Here is a 19,446-nt window from a genome sequence, read left to right on the forward strand (position 1 = left end):
AATTTCTCCGAAAATAAAAATGGAATATTGATTAAATTTGGTCACGCGGACTTGCATTATTTTTGCATATCACCGACATCAGACCGGCCTTATGCTACCCGTGACGATAGTGGCACCAAATTCACGCATCAAAGTCTGCACGAAACTGTCGCCCTGTATGGATTTTTCTGCCTGTTGCTGGCGCACTTCACGCTCAGCCACAGCCTGTGCGTTGGCAGTATGCTCAACGGCACCTATCTCGGTCTCTACCCGTATGGTCTTTTCAAAACGCTCAGACAAAGCCGCACTGAGTTTTTCAACGCTGCCCGAAGACAAAAGTGTAGATAAAGGCAGGCGCAGGCGGAATACATGGGCATTACCATCCTGCTTGCAACTGACCAGTTCACTTTGCTGTGTCATTTGCTGAGCTACGCCGCGTACTGGCAAGCTGGCTGCCAGCGAAGGCCAATGACCATCCCAGTTCAACTCAGGGACTGGCGCATTCGCGATCAGGCGATCAGCATTCAGGGTGATCGATTCTCTAGGCTTGACCGCTTCTGCAGCGGCGGCTTGCGATTCCTGGTCAGCAGATGCAGCAAATGCAGCAGCATCAGCCAGCACGGCCACTTCAACTTGCGCGGCTTGCTCTTGCTGCACAATAGGGGCAGAAGCAGGAGCAATCACTCGTGGTGGCATCGCCGGTTTTGCAGGCTCTGCATCAAAGAACATTCCCTCATCCCACGGCGGAGGCATATCATCCATGCCCATGGATTGCATGTCCTGCTCGGCAATCAAAGGCGCGGGCGCAGACACGGGCTGAGCAGGCTTGACCACTGGCGGTACTACTTTGACTGACGGTGTTGCGACAGGAGTAACGGGCCTGACCGGAGCTACAGGTGAGACTGGAGCAACTGGGGACACAGGAGTCACGGGTGCAATTGCAGCTTTGGCTACTGGTGCAACTTCGGCAGTAGCAGCTTTTCCTGCTGGCGTGCCATTCTTGGTATTTGCGCGTGCCGCAGCCAGGGCAGCCATTACTGGGCTGACCCGTGTGCCAGCAGCAGGTGCACTGGCGGGTGTCTCGGTATTATCCTGTATCGCCGGTTTCGGCACTTCTGCCGCAGAACGTGCAGGCATCGCTGCCAGCACTGTATTTACTACAGGTGTAGCACTAGCAGTACTGCTGGAAGCTGCGGGACTAGAAACAGGGCTGGAAACAGGGCCAGAACGCGCAGGACTTTGTGCAGGTGCTGCATTGTTCACAGTATTAACTGGCAATGCAGGACGACCACCAGCCGGTGGCGTACTGGCAGGCGGCTGCGCCAACTGCTCACCACTGACAGGTTTGAACGCCAGCATGCGCAACAGCGTCATGCTGAAGCCTGCATATTCATCAGGAGCCAGTGCCAGCTCGTTACGGCCATGTACTGCAATTTGATAAAACAGTTGTACTTCTTCTTTGGCAAAACTTTGTGCCAGACGCAAAACCTGCTCACGCTCGGGAATATCTTCTGCCACTGCCGCAGGTACCATTTGCGCCACGGCGATCTGGTGCAGCAAACTACCCAGGTCTTGCAGGGCGGCTTTATACGACAGGCTGCGCGCTGCCATTTCGTCGGCAACATCCAGCAAGGCTTTGCCATCCTGGGCCAGCAAAGCATCCAGAAGACGTATCAGATAAGACTGGTCCAGCGCACCCAGCATGCCTTGCACGGCATCAAGGCTGACTTTACCGGCAGCATAGGCAATTGCCTGATCAGTCAGCGACAAGGCATCACGCATGGAACCATGGGCACCCTGCGCCAGCAAACGCAAGGCAGGCAATTCAAATTCGATTTGCTCTTGTCCCAGAATGTTTTCCAAATGACCAACGATGTGGCCAGGCGGCATTTGTTTGAGATTGAATTGCAGGCAACGTGACAAGACCGTGACAGGGATTTTCTGCGGGTCTGTCGTTGCCAGAATGAATTTGACGTGCTCAGGCGGCTCTTCCAGCGTTTTCAACATGGCGTTGAAAGCGTGGTTGGTCAACATGTGCACCTCATCTATCATATAGACTTTAAAGCGTGCATTGGACGGTGCATAAATCGCCTGCTCCAGCAGCGAGGCCATTTCATCGACGCCACGGTTAGAGGCGGCATCCATTTCTATATAATCGACAAAGCGCCCGGCATCAATCGCCGTACAGGCTTCGCAAACACCGCAAGGATGGGCAGTAATGCCGGTCTCGCAGTTAAAGGATTTGGCCAGTATGCGTGACAGCGTCGTCTTGCCGACACCACGGGTACCGGTAAACAAATAGGCGTGATGCAGCCGCTGCTGCTCTAGCGCATGCGATAAGGCACGGACCACGTGCTCTTGCCCCACCAGAGTTTCAAAACTCTTGGGGCGATATTTTCGGGCGAGGACTTGATAGGACATCCCGCGATTTTACCTTATTCGGGCGCTCTGATCAGTGATTTGCAGATATCCCAACACCAAGTTTTTCATCTGAGCAAGAAATTCAGGCTCTTGCAGGCTTTGTGGGGACAACATCAGGGTCTGATACAAGACACCATAGACAGCCGCATGGACTATGGCCGGGCTGGTATTTGGGTAAGCTGCACGGTCTGAACTTGCCGCAAAAGCAGATTCCCAGATATCAACAACCTGCCCGTACAAGGCGCTATAGGCCTCCATATTGGAAATCTGCCGCTCCAGGAAAATCAGGGCCGACCACTCCTCGGTCTTGTCGGCATGCAAAAGTATGATGCGCTCCAACAGATCCGTGACGATGTTTTGCAAGGGCTGACCATGCTGCAATTCTACCCAGATGCGCATCTGCGCGCCGATATTCTTCATGCGCTCATGGATGCAATGCGCTGCTATCGATTTCTTGCCGGGGAAGTATTCATACAAGGTGCCCAGACCCACCCCAGCGACCAGGGCGATATCGCGCATGGTCAGATCGGCATAACTTTTTTCTACCAAAAGCCGAACAAAGGCATCCAAGATTGCCAATTGTGTCATTTTAGAGCGTTGCTGCACTGGCTTGCGGCGTAATTTCAAAGGGCTGGCAGTCTCGCTCATGGTGATTCTTGTTTTATAAGTTCAGGTACTTGGGGGAAATGCCAAAAGGCGAACATCTTGATTACTTCATCAGACTACACTATTCATCTGGCTTACTTATTTACTCCACATAAATACTCCCATCTCAATGAGGCCCATATGCAGTGGCAAACCCATGAAATAAGCAATCAGGTCGCAGACCTGCAAGATTACAATATTTTCACTAGTGATGCCGTTCTAATGACCAGCCTGGCACAGTATCAGGCTGACTGGCATCAAAACACCTTGGCGGAATCCGGTCAGGAGTTGGGCAGCAGCGCTGTACTGGAAGCTGCTGCGCTGGCCAATACACATCTGCCTGAACTACATACTCATGACAGACAGGGCAGACGCATAGACAGGGTAGATTTTCACCCAAGCTGGCATCACTTATTGGGGATCTTGCGCAAGCAAGGTCTGCATGCCAGCCCCTGGAGTCAGCCGCGCATGGGCGCAAATGTTGCGCGTGCCGCAGGTTATTTCATGCAGTCACAAGTAGAGTCTGGCTCCTTATGCCCCAGCACCATGACTTTTGCCTCCATCCCCGTGTTGCAAAATGAAGCAGCCCTTTTCGCGGAACTCAAAGACAAACTGTACTCGCTGGAACATGACCCGCGTGACTTGCCTATAGCCCAGAAAAAATCCATCCTGATCGGTATGGGTATGACGGAAAAACAGGGCGGCTCGGATGTGCGCACCAATACCACCAAGGCTGTAGCGCTGGGTGCTGAGGGACGGGGCCAGGCCTACGCACTCACCGGCCACAAATGGTTTTTCTCGGCTCCCATGTGCGATGCCCATCTGGTATTGGCCAAAACCGAAACCGGCTTGTCCTGCTTCTTCGTACCACGCTGGCGCCCTGATGGTAGCAAGAATTCTATCCTGGTACAAAGACTCAAAGACAAACTGGGTAATAAATCCAACTCCAGCAGCGAAGTCGAATTCCAGGATGCCTATAGCGTCATGATAGGTAATGACGGCCGGGGCATACCAACCATCATAGAAATGGCCAACCTGACCCGGCTGGATTGCGTCATAGGCAGCGCGGGCCTGATGCGGCAGGCACTGGTGCAGGCCATCCATCATGCACGCCACCGCACGGCTTTCGGCAAGAAGCTGGCAGATCAACCTTTAATGCGCAATGTTCTGGCTGACCTGGCACTGGAAAGTGAAGCAGCAACCCGCCTCATGCTGCACCTGGCGGCAGCCCTGGATGCACCAGATGACGCCTTGCAACGCGCCTGGAAACGCATCATGACGCCTGCCGCGAAATTCTGGATTTGCAAGCGTGCGCTGGAATTTACCGGTGAATGCATGGAGGTCTGGGGTGGCAATGGCTATGTCGAGACTGGCCCCATGGCGAGGTTATATCGTGAAGCGCCAGTCAACTCCATCTGGGAAGGCTCAGGTAATGTAATGTGCCTGGATGTCTTGCGTGCCATGGAAAAAGACCCGGAAGGCCTGCAATTACTGTTGCAATTATGGAGCAATTCAGCATCTGAGCAGGTCAGGAAAATGGTGCAGGAATTACAACCAGACCTGGCATCAACAGAATTCAGGGAAATGAACGCCCGCCGCATTACCCAAAAACTGGTACTGACGGCACAGGCTTTTTTGATGGCCGAATATGCTGAAGAAGATATCGCCCTCACCTTTATACAAAGCCGCGCAGATGCTGAATGTGGTCGTGTCTATGGAAGCTTGCATGGACAGGCGAAGAGCGCTCTGCTGGACCGTATCATCGCCCGCTCATTCACTTACCAAAAAATCAATTAGCCTACAGGCTGCCGGACATTACTCAGTTTGCGCAGCCTGTTTCAATTCCCTAGCCTTTTCCTTCTCCAGGAAAAGACGATCCCGGCTGCGCAACTCTTCCCTGAGCGCAGCCACTTCCCTGCTCAAGTGGCGTATATCAGCATGCAGTTGCTTTTCCAGATTCGCTTCTTCTTCCTCCACAAATAAAGCGGCGATATTGGCCGTTACGATGGAAAACATGGCATATCCAAGCAAAACGATGAAGACGGCAAATATCTTGGACGCGGGTGTAGATGGAACAATATCTCCATAACCCACGGTAGCTATCGTCGTAAAAGCCAGCCAGACACCATTTGCATAGCTATGCACATTGGGTTCCAGCCAGTAAAACCCGGCACCTGCGGAACTTAGCATCAACAAGGCCAGCACTATCATCTGCACCAGATGACTGGGTTTCATGTGCTGCAAAACCAGGGTGGCAAGACGCAGCAGAATGACGGCTACCAGCGCCAGGCGCAGCAGCCATTCAAGCGTCCCCCAAGCCTCGCCGGTAAAAATGACGCTTAGCAGGCAACCAGCGATAATCACGCCATCCAGTGCCAGCTTGCCACTACGCCTTTTTTGACTCCTGTTCTTTTGCCATTGCAGACCAGTATCGACCAGCATCAACAAAGCTGAGGCCGCGTACAGGCTGCGCCCGGCCAGCTCGGTGATGTCAGTAGTACCACCCAGCAACAGATAAAATGCCGGGATGGTCAACAGCAACCCCACCAATAACAAAGGACGGGTAAACCAGGTCCAGAAGCGTTGAGTCACTGGAAATTTCATTGTATTTTCACCAAAAATCTCATCAAGACGAACACGCGACAGCATCTGTAGGATCTGAATCCTGCTTTATCGCTTTTTGGCAATCATCAATGGAAAAAATTGAACACACCTTGCGATCGCGCAAATTTTATAGAAAGTCGAAGAATAGGCGGGAGAAATTGCGGTAAAAAAATCAGGCAGGCAAATCAAGCCATGCCATAAAACCAAAGCCGCCTGCCTTAAAGGCAAAGCGGCTTTTATGGTTTTGTAAGTAGCCTGGAATGCTGCGATTTTAGAAAGCAGCGATTCCAGTCTGCGCACGGCCCAATATCAGTGCGTGGATATCGTGCGTACCTTCATAGGTGTTGACGACTTCCAGGTTCACCAGATGACGGGCAATGCCAAACTCATCGGAAATACCATTACCACCCAGCATATCGCGCGCAGTGCGGGCGATATCCAGGGACTTGCCGCAAGAATTACGCTTCATGATGGACGTAATTTCAACGGCTGCCGTACCTTCATCCTTCATACGACCCAGACGCAAACAACCTTGCAGTGCGAGTGTGATTTCTGTTTGCATGTCTGCCAGTTTTTTCTGTACCAGCTGATTTGCTGCCAGTGGGCGGCCAAATTGCAGGCGGTCCATGGTGTATTGGCGTGCTGTATGCCAGCAGAATTCTGCCGCACCCAAAGCACCCCAGGCGATACCATAACGGGCTGAATTCAGGCAAGTGAACGGGCCTTTGAGGCCTTCCACATTCGGCATCAGGTTTTCTTCTGGCACGAATACTTCATCCATGACGATTTCGCCAGTGATGGAAGCACGCAAGCCGACCTTGCCATGAATGGTTGGTGCTGTCAGGCCTTTCCAGCCTTTTTCCAGGATAAAGCCACGGATACGGCCATCATCCGTTTTTGCCCAAACCACAAAGACATCAGCGATAGGGCTATTGGTGATCCACATCTTCGCTCCACTGAGGGAATAACCACCCGGCACAGTCCTGGCACGGGTCACCATGCTGCCGGGGTCAGAACCGTGGTTAGGTTCAGTCAGGCCAAAGCAGCCTATCCATTCACCCGTCGCCAGCTTGGGCAGGTATTTTTGTTTTTGTGCTTCGCTACCAAATTCATTGATAGGCACCATGACCAGCGAGCTTTGTACGCTCATCATGGAACGGTAACCAGAATCAACACGCTCCACTTCACGCGCCACCAGGCCATAGCAAACATAGTTCAAACCAGCACCGCCGTATTGCGTAGGGATCATGGAACCCAGCAAACCAAGCTCACCCATCTCACGGAAAATGGCTGGATCTGTTTTTTCATGACGGAAAGCCTCCAGTACCCGCGGCGTCAGCTTTTCTTCGCAATAAACACGTGCGGCATCCTGCACCATGCGTTCTTCATCGCTGAGTTGCGAGGACAATAACAAGGGATCTTCCCAACTAAATACAGCCTTGGCCATCTGTTTCTCCTGATTGAATTATGTATTTCATTATTTTTTGCATGCCACTTTCCCACAATAAGAAGTGACAAGTCATGTTTTATACGGTCTTAAGTACTTGCCTGACCCGGCAAATGCAGCAAGGATAAACCCAGTTGCGCCCTGCGCACCAGCCAGGGGCTGGGGCGATAGCGCGGGTCGCCAGTGCTGGCATACAAGTTCCGCAAAACCAATAGTATACGCGAAGTACCGAGTTTGTCGCCCCATGCCAGCGGGCCTGCCGGATAAGCGAGGCCTAATACCACTGCCTTATCGAGGTCTTGCGGGCTGCATATTCCTTGCTGGGCTATGTCGCTAGCAATATTGATGATGGTCGCCAGAATACGTTGAACCACGAAACCTGCACTATCCTGTATCAGGCTGACGCCCTGCCCGCTTTTTTGCAGCAGGGACTGGCATTGTGCTGCAAGGTTTGCATCTGTAGCGGGATTCATCATCAGGCTCAGATGACCCTGACAAGCAGTCAGTGCATCGATGCCAAGGGTGCGACGTGCATCCAGCCCGGCTCTTGCTACACAGGTACTGACATCTTCGCCGTATGGGCTGACTATGCACAGTGCCTCTGCAGATGGCTGCTCACCATTTTCGACGATAGCGCCGCAACGCTCAAACAGCGCAAGCAGCGCTGGCAAAGCGTCTGCGTTTTCATGACTGATCCATATTGACCCCATCCACGCAGGCTGTTGCTCAGGAACCGCCGGTACATCTTGGTTGCCACTATAAGAATAAAAACCGCGCCCGGTCTTGCGACCCAGCACACCTGCATATACCCGCTGTGCAGTAATGACACTGGGCCTATAACGTGGCTCTTCATAATACTGATGATAAATCGCTTCCATGACCGGGTGAGATACATCCAGCCCGGTCAGGTCCAGCAATTCAAACGGGCCAAGCTTGAAACCTGCTGCCTCACGCATGATCTGGTCTATCTGGCGGAAGCTGGCGACATTCTCTTGCAATATCCTCAGGGCTTCCGTGCCATAACCACGGCCTGCATGATTGACGATAAAGCCAGGTGTATCTTTGGCGCGCACTGGCAAGTGTCCGGTTTGCGTGGAAAATGTTATGAGCTGCTCTGCGATCGCAGCATCGGTCAGCAAGCCATCGATGACTTCCACCACCTTCATCAAGGGGACAGGATTAAAAAAATGCAGGCCAGCGACACGCTCAGGTATTTTTGTGCCAGCCGCAATGGCGGTGACTGACAGGGAAGAAGTATTGGTCGCCAGTATACAAGTGTCACTGACGATGGCATCCAATTGCTGGAACAAAGCACGTTTGACGTCCAGCTTTTCAACAATTGCCTCTACGACCAGATCGCATTTAGCCAGTTCCTGCATGCTATTGACGACCTGCAGGTTTTCCACAGCACGCTGATATTGTTCTGCACTGATTTTTTCCTTGCTCAACATTTTTTGCCATTGTTCAGCAATCAACTGGCTGGCTTTGCTGGCGGCATCTTCCTGTACATCAAACAAGAGCACAGTAAAACCTGCCTGTGCCGCAATCTGGGCGATGCCACGCCCCATGGCACCGGCACCGACGATGCCAACAGCGCCGACATCTGCAATACTGGTCTTCATATTTACTCCGGCACAATGGCGGTGACTTCTATCTCTACCCTGGCTCTGTCTTCTATCAAGCCAGCCACCTGCACGGCAGTCATGGTTGGGTAATGGCGGCCTATGATATCGCGATAGGCTTCGCCAACTTCCTTGTAGGCTCCTACATATTCTTTTTTATCGATGACATACCAGGTCATGCGCACGATATGCTCAGGTTTGGCATTTGCCTCTGTCAAGACTTCTACGATGTTTTGCAAGGTCTGTCTTACCTGGCCCGCGAAATCATCTGTCTGAAAGGTGCATTGCGCATCCCAGCCCACCATGCCGCTGACGCACACAGTGCGGCCACTGGCAGAAATGCCATTCGAATAGCCACGTGGCCTGGCCCAGCCTGGAGGTTGCAAAATGTCCATCATCTATCCTTTCATTGATGACTATTCAGCCCCTAAAGTCTGAAAAGTCCATTATATCTATCTTATATATCGCAGTACTTCTGCATGGCAGTACGCAGTTCATCTGGTATGGCTATAGATTTGCGCAATTTCAAATCCATCATGACCAGCACCAACTTCGCTTTGAGACACACATCCTGTTGCGGTCCGCTAAAGCAAATTTCCAGTTCGACTGAACTCTTGCCCAACTTCGTCACGACCAATTCTGCCAGCAAACTTTCGCCCAGTTCAGCCGGTTTGATGAAATCCGTTTCCAGATGTACGGTAGGCAGGCCTATGCCACGTTGCATATGCATGTCATGAAAACTGCAAGCCAAACCTTGCGCGCACCAGTCTTCCACTACGCCATTCATCATCTCAAAATAGCGCGGATAAAACACGATGCCTGCCGGGTCACAATGGGCAAAGCGTATAGCTAATTCAGCGGTAAAAATCATAATTAAAGCTCATGATGCGGCAAACTCTTTCAGCAATTCACGGCCTATGATCAGTTGCTGCACTTCCGTCGCCCCCTCATAAATACGCAGAGACCGGATTTCACGGTACAGGCGCTCTACCGGTACTTCGCTGACGACACCAAGCCCGCCAAACATCTGCACCGCTGCATCTATCACTTGCTGCGCACCTTCAGTCGCAGTCAGTTTTGCCATGGCAGCTTCTTTAGTGACTTTTCTGCCCTGGTCTCTTTGCCAGGCAGCGCGGTAAATAAGCAATGCCGAACTGTCTATAATGGTTGCCATCTGCGCGAGTTTGGCCTGCGTCAGCTGAAAATCGGCCAGGGTCTGACCAAACATCTTGCGTGTCGTCACTCTGTGCATGGCTTCGTCCATGGCACGACGGGCAAAGCCAAGGGCAGCACCAGCAACGGATGTACGGAAGATATCCAATGTGGCCATCGCCACCTTGAAACCCTGCCCCGCCTCACCCAGGCGCTGCGTAACCGCGATGCGACAATTAGTAAACTTCAGGCGTGCCAGAGGATGTGGTGCGATCACATCGATACGTTCGGCAATTTCAAAACCGGGCAAACCAGCATCAACGATAAAGGCAGTGATACCAAGTGCACCGGGTGCTTCGCCAGTGCGGGCAAACAATACATAGAAGTCGGCGATACCACCATTGGAAATCCAGGTTTTCTCGCCATTCAAGACATAGTGACCACCATCTGCATCAGCGACAAATTCTGCAGCACATTGCATGCCTGCCACATCCGAACCAGCTTGTGGCTCAGACAGGGCAAAGGCAGCAATCGCTTCGCCTTTAGCTACCTTACTTAGATAATTTTGCTTTTGCACTTCTGTGCCATGCAGGCTAATCGCGCCAGAACCAAGCCCTTGCATGGCAAAAGCAAAATCTGCCAGACCAGAATGACGGGCCAGGGTTTCGCGTATCAGGCAAATGGCGCGGGTGTCGATAACATCAGCGTTACCGCCATAGGCACTGCCGCCTATGGCATTTTTGAGCCAGCCAGCTGTACCCAGTCGCTTGACAAGATCGCGGCAGGCCTGATCAACATCAGAGGCGTGATGATCTGGCAGGTTTTCTGCAGACCAGATATCCAGCGTGCGTTGTAGCTCACGGTGCTTGTCTTCAAAGAAGGGCCAGTCCAGGTAACTGGTGTCAGACATTATATGCGTCATGCTCAATTTCCTTCAAAGACAGGTTTTTGCTTGGCAACGAAAGCATGGTAGGCACGATGAAAGTCATTGGTCATCATGCATATCGCCTGGGCCTGTGCTTCTGCTTCTATGGCTTCATCAACGCCCATATTCCATTCCTGTTGCAGCATTTTCTTGGTCATGCCGTGAGCAAAATTCGGGCCTTCAGCCAGATTTTTTGCATAGGCCTGCGCTTCTGCCAGCACGTCCCCCGGTGTTGCCAGGCGATTGAAAAAGCCCCAGCGTTCTGCCTCTTCACCAGACATGGAGCGTCCGGTATACAACAAATCCGAAGCCCGCCCCTGCCCTATGATGCGTGGCAAAATGGAACAAGCGCCCATATCACAACCTGCCAGTCCAACCCGCGTGAACAGGAAGGCTGTCTTGCTACGTGCCGTGCCTATGCGTATGTCAGAAGCCAGCGCGAGGATGGCGCCAGCGCCAGCGCAGACGCCATCAATTGCCGCGATAATCGGCTGTGGGCAGGCTCGCATGGCTTTGACGAGATCACCCGTCATGCGGGTAAAACTCAGCAGACCTGGCATATCAAGTTTGGTCAGCGGGCCGATGATTTCATGCACATCACCACCAGAACAAAAGTTTTCACCCGCGCCGGTAATGACAATGGCCTTGACATCATCGCCATACGACAAAGTGCGGAACAAATCGCGCAACTCTGCATAAGAATCAAAGGTCAGCGGATTCTTGCGCTCAGGCCGGTTCAGGGTAATGGTGGCAACGCCTGCGTTGAAGGCATAGGTAAAATGCTGAGCTGTATAGTTTGCCAGCTGCTGGCGATTGCCAGGTAAATCCTGGGCTTGTCCAGGTAGATATTTCATATTGATTGTTCCTGCAAAGGTTTGTTGTCCAGGCCACCATCAGTGCCCGGCTCATGCAAATGCGTTTTCACTTGCGACAATAATTCAAATAATTTACTTTTCTGCTCAGACTGCAAGCCGGAAAACATATCGGCTATCCAGGCTTCATGCACCGCAGCCATGCGCTTGAAAGCACGGCGGCCAGCAGGTGTCAGCTTGACGCTGTAAGCACGTCTGTCTTTAAGGTCGGCGACGCGGGTCACCAGTTTTTCCTGCTCCAACTGATCGGTAATGCCGGTGATATTGCCACCGGTAACCATCATGCGCTTGGACAACTCCCCCATGCGCAAGCCTTCGGGATGCCGTTCGAGTTGCGCCATCAAATCAAAACGTGGCAGGGTAATGCCGAACTCGCTACGCAGGCGGCTACGGATCTCGCCTTCTATCATCACGGTACAAGACAGCATGCGCAACCACAGGCGCAAAGACTGATGGTCATCTTGCGTCAGGCGGGTTTCCATGTCGAACACGGGATTACTGTCTTCTTTCATACCTGATTTTGTCTGCTCTTCAGATTTCATCACATCACTTCGCCACCAGCGACAGCAATCGACTGCCCATTCATTGCCGACGCACCGTCCATGCATAGCCACAACACCGCATTCGCGACCTCTTGCGGTTGCACCAGGCGTTTTTGTGGGTTACCCGCAGCCAGCTCAGCTTTCGCCTGTTCTTCTGTACGACCGGTTTTGGCAACGATATTGGAAATGGCTTCCTTGACGATATCGGTTTCGGTATAACCAGGACAAACCGCATTCACCGTCACGCCTTTGGCTGCAACCTCCAACGCCACTGCCCGCGTCAGACCGATGACGCCATGTTTGGCAGCGCAGTAGGCAGAGACATAGGCATAGCCCTTCAAACCCGCCGTGCTGACCACATTAACGATACGGCCCCAGCCCGCTTCCAGCATTGCAGGTAAGGCTTGTTGCATGCAAATGAAGCTGCCGTTCAGGTTCACGTCCAGCATGTTTTGCCACAATTTGGCATCGGTTTTCAGGAAAGTAGCGGAACTGGCCTGGCCTGCATTATTGATGAGGATGTCGATGCGACCATCCCTGCCTTGCGATAATTCAAAAGCCGCTTGTACCGAATCCGCATTGCTGACATCCATGACTACATACTGAACCTTTGCATGGGCCAGGGAAGCCACAGCTTCCTGCAAGGTCGTTTCACTACGGCCTGCCAGTGTTACTGTCGCACCTTCATTGAGCAAAGCTCGCGCTATCGCCAGGCCTATACCTTTGCCGCCACCAGTAACCAGTGCATGCCTGCCTTGCAAACGTTCCTGATACGCTGTCATGTTCATCCTTCCAGCAATTTGGCAGCAACTTGCTGCGGCGTCAGACCGGCACTAGCTGCGGCAACTTGCCGATCACGTTCGAGATTGCGTTCCAGTTGCATTTTTCCAGCGAGATATTGCTTGGGCCAGGGCATATCTTTAAAGCCCAGTTTGGCTGCCTCATGCAAAGTCCAGGCAGGGTCAGCAAGGTGTGGCCTGGCGATGGCGCACAAGTCAGCACGGCCGGCGGCGATGATGCTGTTGGCATGATCGGCCTCAAATATCGCACCAACGGCGATAGTAGGGATTTGTGCTTCGTTGCGTATGCGGTCCGCAAACGGCGTCTGGAACATGCGGCCATAGACAGGTTTTTCCTGTTTGCTGACCTGTCCGGATGAGCAATCTATCATATCGGCACCTGCTACCTTGAACAGCCTGGCGATGGCGACTGCATCATCTGGCGTAATCCCGCCCTCCACCCAGTCATGTGCAGATATACGCACGGAGATGGGTTTATCAGCAGGCCAGACAGCACGTATGGCGGCAAACACTTCCAGCGGATAACGGCAACGGTTTTCCAGTGAACCACCGTATTCATCCTCACGCTGATTGGTCAGTGGCGAAATGAAGCTTGATAATAGGTAACCGTGTGCGCAATGCAGTTCCAGCCAGTCAAAGCCTGCTTCTGCTGCTGCCGCGGTCGCACGCACAAAATCATCCTGTATGCGTTGCATGTCTGCTTTTGTCGCAGCACGCGCAACCTGCGAAATACCGGGCAGGTATTGCTGCTCAGACGCAGACACTAGTGGCCAGTTGCCTTCTTTCAATGGCTGATCTGTTCCCTCCCATGCCACGCAGGTGGAACCTTTGGCTCCGGCATGGCCGAGCTGCACGGCAATCTTTGCATCAGTATTGGCATGAACAAAATCGACGATGCGCTTCCAGGCTTGTGTATGTTCAGGTGCATACAGCCCTAGGCAAGCTGGCGTGATACGTGCATCGGCAGAGACGCAAGTCATTTCGGCAAACACCAGGCCTGCACCGCCCATGGCACGGCTACCCAGGTGCACGAGATGATAGTCTCCGGCCACGCCATCAACCGCAGAGTATTGCGCCATCGGTGAGACGACGATACGATTTTTCAATACTACATTGCGCAGCTTGTAGGGCGTCAGCATGGGTGGAATCGCTGTTTTTGTTTTAGGAACCTGCAAGCCAGCCTTGGCATACGCCTGTTGTGCTATCCAGTGTTCAAAACTGCGCACATAGTCAGCATCCCTTACCCGCAGGTTTTCATGCGACAGACGCTGGCTGCGCGTCAGCATGGAATAGGCAAACTGAGGCGCTTCCATGGCGGTATAGCGTTGGACGTTTTCAAACCATTCCATGGAATTGCGGGCTGCGCTCTGTATCTTCAAGACTTCTATGGAACGCAAATCCTGATAGGCTTCCAGCACGGCATCCATGCCTTGCTCGCCATGTTTTTCGAAACTGCGTGCCAGTTCTATAGCATCTTCCAAAGCCAGCTTGGTGCCTGAACCTATTGAAAAGTGTGCGGTATGGGCAGCATCCCCCATCAAAACAACGGGCACGCGTTTATTATTTAACTGAGTCCAATGCACCCAGTTCTTGCAGATGATGCGCGGGAACTTGATCCAGTTGGCAGAGCCGCGCAAGTGCGTGGCATTTGACATCAGGGGATTGCCATCAAGATATTTGGCGAACAGGTTTTCACAAAAAGCGATGGCCTCTTCCTGGCTCATTTTATCTATGCCAGCCTTGAGCCAGGTTTCTTCCGGAGTCTCGATAATAAAGGTCGCCGTATCGCCATCGTATTGATAGGCATGCGCCTGGAACCAGCCATGTTCGGTTTCTTCAAAGGCAAAGGTAAAAGCCGAGAACAGCTTTTTGGTACCGAGCCAGACAAAGCGGCATTTACGTGTGTCAATATCGGGCTGATAGCTTTGCTCGTAACGGGTGCGCACACGGCTATTCAAGCCATCGCAGGCGATAACAAGATCGGCATCATATTCCAGCGCAAGTGACTGGTCGTCTGTCACATCGGTTTCAAATACCAGCTTGACATCCAGCTCCTCGCAACGTTCTTGCAGGATATTCAGCAAACGCTTGCGGCCTATGCCGCAAAAACCGTGGCCGCCAGAGGTAACAACCTGCCCCTTGAAATGGGTATCAATATCATCCCAGTGATTAAAGGACTGCAAGATAGAACGGGCAGTCTGTTCATCTGCATTGACCAGGTTACCCAGGGTCTGATCAGAAAACACCACGCCCCAGCCAAAGGTATCGTAAGCGCGATTGCGTTCGACGATGGTGATCTGGTGCGCCGGGTTTTGCTTTTTCATCAGCAGGCTGAAGTACAGGCCAGCCGGACCACCGCCTATGCATAGGATGTTCATTTAATTACCTTGGAAATTAATTTTTTACTTGATCAATCACTGTCTTATTGCATTTTGCAAGAGGCTACATAAGCGTCAGGGTGATTGGTAAATACGGCGCTCAGGGTTTTATTCGTCACCCTGCCCTGACCATCCTTGCTGATGATGCGTGCATAGTAATTTTGCACAGGGTAGTGATTGCTGTTGAACTTGAAGTCACCACGCACAGATTTGAAGTTGGCGGCCTTGATGGCCTTGCCCAGAGCATCCTTGTCTTCTATCTTGCCTTTGACACCGCGCACGGCACTATCCATCAGCATGGCAGCGTCATAGCCTTGCGATGCATACAGTGATGGCAGGCGGCCATATTCTTTCTGGAAGTCGGCAACGAAACGTTTGTTTTGCGGGTTATCTATATCATGCCCCCACTGCGATGCGTTGAACATACCCAGCATGGGTGCGCCTACTGCCTTGATAATGTCTTCATCGGCAGAGAAACCTGGCCCGAAGAGCTGGGCGTTCTTGGATAAACCGGCATCCACAAACTGCTTGATGAAATTGATGCCCATGCCACCTGGCAGGAATATATACACAGCATCAGGTTTCAGGTTGCGTATCTGCGCCAGTTCAGTCGCATAATCAAGTTGCCCCAACTTAGTATAAATTTCTTCAGCAACCTTGCCCTTGTAGTAGCGCTTGAAGCCAGTCAGTGCGTCTTTGCCAGCCGGATAATTAGGTGCAACCAGCGCGACATTCTTAAAGCCTTTGTCATTGACCTGTTTGCCGACAGCTTCATGCAGGCTATCGTCTTGCCAGGCCACATTAAAGAAGTATGGATTACATTGTTCACCCGCATACTGAGACGGGCCAGCATTGGCACTGATGTAATGGACTTTAGCACCAAAAATTGTTGGCCCCACTGCCAGCATCAGGTTGGAAAACACAATGCCGGTCATCAAATCGACCTTGTCTTTTTTGATGAGCTTATCAACCAGTTGCTTAGTCGCGTCGGGATTTTGCTGGTCATCACCTGTGATGACTTCGACTGGCAAATTGCCGAATTTATTGTCCAGATGCTTCATGGCCAGGGAAAAGCCATCGCGTATATCAACACCCAGGCCAGCACCCGCACCAGACAAGGTGGTGACCATGCCCACTTTGACTTTATCTGCGGCAAGAGCACAGGTCGCATTGGTCGCAGCAATACTGGACAACAATAAACACAGCAAGGTCTTTTTCACGAACGTCTCCTTCGGGTTAATAGGCATGGGCGAATCTTTTGTATCTGATACTTAATCTAATACCTAGCTGGCAGCAGGTGTACGCAATTTATAACGCTGCAGTTTGCCAGTCTCAGTTCTCGGCAAACTCGTCATGAATTCTATGGCGCGCGGATACTTATAGGGGGCGATGCTATTCTTGACGAAATCCTGGATTTCCTTGCGCAGTTCTGCTGATGCCTGCTCACCGGCTTTCAACACCACAAAAGCCTTGACGATCTGGCCGCGCTCTTCATCCGCCAGACCTATGACTGCGCATTCAGACACTGCGGGATGCTTCAGCAAAGCTTCTTCGACCTCAGGCCCTGCAATGTTATAGCCAGCAGAAATAATCATGTCGTCAGTACGGGCGCGATACCAGAAATAACCATCGGCATCCATTTCATATGCATCGCCAGTCAGGTTCCAGCCCTGATGCACATAATTTTTTTGCCTGTCGTCTGCCAGGTAACGGCAACCTGTTGGCCCCTTGACTGCCAGACGGCCAACCACGCCAGGGCCAGCCATGTCGCCATGCTCATCAAATATACAAGCCTGATAGCCGGGTATGGGCTTGCCAGTTGCCCCTGACCGCACTTCATCGTCTGCAGCAGAAATAAAGATATGCAGCATCTCAGTCGCGCCTATGCCATCTATCATGACCAGACCCGTCGCCTGACGCCAGGCTTCACGGGTTGCAGCAGGCAAGGCCTCACCGGCAGAAACAGTTTTCTTGAGACTGGATAAATCAAAATTCTTTGCCAGCGTGGCCATCTGGCGATAAAAGGTAGGTGCAGTAAAACAGACGGTAGCCTTGAATTCGTCTATGGCTTTCAGCAGGGATTCTGGCGTCAGCTTTTCCAGCAAGACTGCTGTCGCACCTACGCGCAAGGGAAACAGCAGCAAACCACCGAGGCCAAAAGTAAACGCCAGTGGTGGCGTGCCTATGAAAATATCGCTTTGTGCAGACTGCAAGGTAGAACGCGGGAAGCAATCGCAGATCGCCAGCACATCCCTGTGAAAATGCATGGTGCCCTTGGGCATGCCGGTCGTGCCGGAAGTAAAACTGATGAGGCAGACATCTTCTGCCAAGGTATCGACGGCAGCAAATTCAGTTGACTTGCCAGCCATGAGAGCTTCCAGGCCGTCATCGCCCTGATGATTGAAGTACATCACCTGCGTCAATATGGGATTGGCTTGCACGGCCAACTCCATCTCTTCACGCAGATTTTCTGAGCAAAGGGCGGCGGCAATTTCAGCCTTGTTCGCGATCACGCCCAATTCCTTAGCACGCAACAAGGGCATAGTGGGTACTGCAATGCAACCCGCCTTAATCACAGCCAACACACTAGCAGCCATCATGGGATTATTGGCACCGCGCAACAGCACCCGGTTACCGGTCCGTAAATGCATATCTTCCAGCAAGACATGGGCAATACGATTGACGGTAGCCAACAGATGGGAGTAAGTCCAGCTTTCTGTCTGGCTGCAAATGGCAATGCTGTCGGCATGGCCGGTTGCACACATCTTATCGAGCAAGTCGGCGACACAATTCAGACGTTCAGGGTATTGCAATTCAGGCAAAGAAAAAACCAGTTCCGGCCATTGCTCGCGTGGCGGCAAGTGATCAAAAGCAAAGGTATCCAGATGGGCAGACCCTGGTAGCACAGTTGAATTCATTTCTTCTCCGGCTTTGGTACACAATGTAGATACAGCAACCCCGAAAACACCAAACTACTTTAAACCTAAACTATTTTTAGGTAAAGTGTTTTTTTGCATCAAAATCCAGTTTTTCACAAAGAAAATAATTTCAATTGCGTCGCATATAGTATATTTTAGGCCTAAAGTAATTTCACATCTGCACCACCATCAGCATTTAGGGATCAGGGGATGAATATCACGCTTTTGCTTGAACACGGCTTAAACGGCCTGCAGTTTGGCCTCATGCTTTTCCTGCTGGCAGCAGGCCTGACGCTGATCTTTGGCATCATGGATTTCATCAATCTGGCCCACGGCTCCCTCTACATGGCAGGTGCCTATTTCGCCGCCAGCTTTACCGCCATGACAGGTTCTTTCTGGCTCGGCTTGCTGGCAGCGGTGATAGCGACTGCTCTGCTGGGCGTGATACTGGAAGTAGTCATCTTCCGGCATTTATACCAGCGCGATCATTTGTCCCATGTGCTGGCGACTTTTGCATTGATACTGATTTTCAACGAAGGTGCGCGCATGATCTGGGGTGCGCAGCCGCTGATGTTAAATATTCCACCACAACTGGCACAACCAGTGGAATTGCTGCCTGACTTTTATTATTCCTCTTTCCGCCTGTTCATTATTGCGACCGGTCTGGCTGTAGCTGGCTTGCTGTATTTTGTGGTCACCAAAACCCGCATAGGCATGCTAGTGCGGGCTGGGGCATCGAACCGTGAAATGGCTGTCACCATGGGTATCAATATCAAGCTGGTGTTCACGCTGCTGTTTGCCTTTGGCGCGGCTCTGTGCGCCATCGCAGGCGCACTGCTGGGTTCCATACTGGCGGTACAAGTGGGCATGGGTGAAAGCATTTTGATACTGGCATTTGTGGTCATCGTCATTGGCGGCATAGGCTCGATCCGAGGGGCGCTGGTGGGCGCATTGCTGGTAGGCCTGGTCGATACACTGAGTAAAACCTTGCTGCCTGGTGCACTGAAACTGTTGATGCCACTGGAGATGGCCGCCAACCTTGGTCCTGCCCTGGCATCGATACTGATTTATGTATTGATGGCAGCAGTGCTGTTTTACAAACCCCAGGGCCTGTTCCCTGCGCGCGGCTAAGGGAGTAATC

General features: G+C 52.1%; 16 protein-coding genes. 2 read left to right on the forward strand and 14 right to left on the reverse strand.

Going from position 1 to position 19,446, the window contains the following annotated elements; translation table 11 throughout:
- Window positions 1-78: 78 nt before the first annotated feature.
- Window positions 79-2,400, reverse strand: a complete 2,322-nt coding sequence (locus ACO0LN_RS08270; RefSeq protein ID WP_422972684.1) for a DNA polymerase III subunit gamma/tau — start codon at window positions 2,398-2,400, stop codon at window positions 79-81.
- Window positions 2,401-2,409: 9 nt separating this feature from the next.
- Complete coding sequence (locus tag ACO0LN_RS08275) at window positions 2,410-3,048, reverse strand: TetR/AcrR family transcriptional regulator (RefSeq protein ID WP_422972686.1); 639 nt, start codon at window positions 3,046-3,048, stop codon at window positions 2,410-2,412.
- Between the two features lie 138 nt (window positions 3,049-3,186).
- Between ACO0LN_RS08275 and ACO0LN_RS08280 the strand changes: the two genes are divergently transcribed.
- A complete protein-coding gene (locus ACO0LN_RS08280) occupies window positions 3,187-4,842 on the forward strand; it encodes an isovaleryl-CoA dehydrogenase (protein ID WP_422972688.1) in 1,656 nt (551 codons plus the stop codon).
- Window positions 4,843-4,860: 18 nt separating this feature from the next.
- Here the strand turns inward: ACO0LN_RS08280 and ACO0LN_RS08285 are convergent, their stop codons facing one another.
- The 12 genes from ACO0LN_RS08285 to ACO0LN_RS08340 all read right to left on the reverse strand — a co-directional run bounded on the left by ACO0LN_RS08285 (window position 4,861) and on the right by ACO0LN_RS08340 (window position 18,305).
- The gene (locus tag ACO0LN_RS08285; RefSeq protein WP_422972690.1) at window positions 4,861-5,649 is read right to left on the reverse strand and encodes a potassium channel family protein; all 789 of its coding nucleotides are present in this window, start codon (window positions 5,647-5,649) and stop codon (window positions 4,861-4,863) included.
- A 271-nt stretch (window positions 5,650-5,920) separates the two neighbouring features.
- Complete coding sequence (locus ACO0LN_RS08290) at window positions 5,921-7,096, reverse strand: acyl-CoA dehydrogenase (protein ID WP_422972692.1); 1,176 nt, start codon at window positions 7,094-7,096, stop codon at window positions 5,921-5,923.
- Window positions 7,097-7,185: 89 nt separating this feature from the next.
- Complete coding sequence (locus ACO0LN_RS08295) at window positions 7,186-8,718, reverse strand: 3-hydroxyacyl-CoA dehydrogenase (RefSeq protein ID WP_422972693.1); 1,533 nt, start codon at window positions 8,716-8,718, stop codon at window positions 7,186-7,188.
- Between the two features lie 2 nt (window positions 8,719-8,720).
- On the reverse strand, window positions 8,721-9,113 hold the full coding sequence (locus tag ACO0LN_RS08300; protein WP_422972695.1) for a RidA family protein: 393 nt from the start codon (window positions 9,111-9,113) through the stop codon (window positions 8,721-8,723).
- A gap of 62 nt (window positions 9,114-9,175) precedes the next feature.
- Window positions 9,176-9,589, reverse strand: a complete 414-nt coding sequence (locus ACO0LN_RS08305; protein WP_422972697.1) for an acyl-CoA thioesterase — start codon at window positions 9,587-9,589, stop codon at window positions 9,176-9,178.
- A 9-nt stretch (window positions 9,590-9,598) separates the two neighbouring features.
- Entirely contained in the window at window positions 9,599-10,780 is a 1,182-nt protein-coding gene (locus ACO0LN_RS08310; RefSeq protein ID WP_422973106.1) for an acyl-CoA dehydrogenase family protein, read from the reverse strand.
- 14 nt (window positions 10,781-10,794) lie between these two features.
- Window positions 10,795-11,649 carry an enoyl-CoA hydratase family protein gene (locus ACO0LN_RS08315; RefSeq protein WP_422972699.1) on the reverse strand — a complete coding sequence of 285 codons (855 nt, stop codon included), beginning with the start codon at window positions 11,647-11,649 and terminating at the stop codon, window positions 10,795-10,797.
- Window positions 11,646-12,209: a MarR family winged helix-turn-helix transcriptional regulator gene (locus tag ACO0LN_RS08320; RefSeq protein WP_422973108.1), complete on the reverse strand. Its 564-nt coding sequence runs from the start codon at window positions 12,207-12,209 to the stop codon at window positions 11,646-11,648. Before ACO0LN_RS08320 ends, ACO0LN_RS08315 begins: the two co-directional genes overlap by 4 nt.
- The gene (locus ACO0LN_RS08325) at window positions 12,209-12,991 is read right to left on the reverse strand and encodes an SDR family NAD(P)-dependent oxidoreductase (RefSeq protein ID WP_422972701.1); all 783 of its coding nucleotides are present in this window, start codon (window positions 12,989-12,991) and stop codon (window positions 12,209-12,211) included. The genes ACO0LN_RS08320 and ACO0LN_RS08325 overlap by 1 nt, the downstream gene beginning before the upstream one ends.
- A 2-nt stretch (window positions 12,992-12,993) precedes the next feature.
- Window positions 12,994-15,387: a bifunctional salicylyl-CoA 5-hydroxylase/oxidoreductase gene (locus ACO0LN_RS08330; protein WP_422972703.1), complete on the reverse strand. Its 2,394-nt coding sequence runs from the start codon at window positions 15,385-15,387 to the stop codon at window positions 12,994-12,996.
- 44 nt (window positions 15,388-15,431) lie between these two features.
- Window positions 15,432-16,634, reverse strand: coding sequence for an ABC transporter substrate-binding protein (locus ACO0LN_RS08335; RefSeq protein WP_422972705.1), 1,203 nt, complete (start codon window positions 16,632-16,634; stop codon window positions 15,432-15,434).
- Window positions 16,635-16,670: 36 nt separating this feature from the next.
- Entirely contained in the window at window positions 16,671-18,305 is a 1,635-nt protein-coding gene (locus ACO0LN_RS08340) for a benzoate-CoA ligase family protein (RefSeq protein ID WP_422972707.1), read from the reverse strand.
- A 210-nt stretch (window positions 18,306-18,515) separates the two neighbouring features.
- Here ACO0LN_RS08340 and ACO0LN_RS08345 point away from each other — a divergent pair, with 210 nt between their 5' ends.
- Window positions 18,516-19,436 carry a branched-chain amino acid ABC transporter permease gene (locus ACO0LN_RS08345; RefSeq protein ID WP_422972708.1) on the forward strand — a complete coding sequence of 307 codons (921 nt, stop codon included), beginning with the start codon at window positions 18,516-18,518 and terminating at the stop codon, window positions 19,434-19,436.
- Window positions 19,437-19,446 lie beyond the last annotated feature (10 nt).

The sequence above is a fragment of the Undibacterium sp. TC9W genome, from assembly GCF_049339865.1.
Classification (GTDB): domain Bacteria; phylum Pseudomonadota; class Gammaproteobacteria; order Burkholderiales; family Burkholderiaceae_D; genus Undibacterium.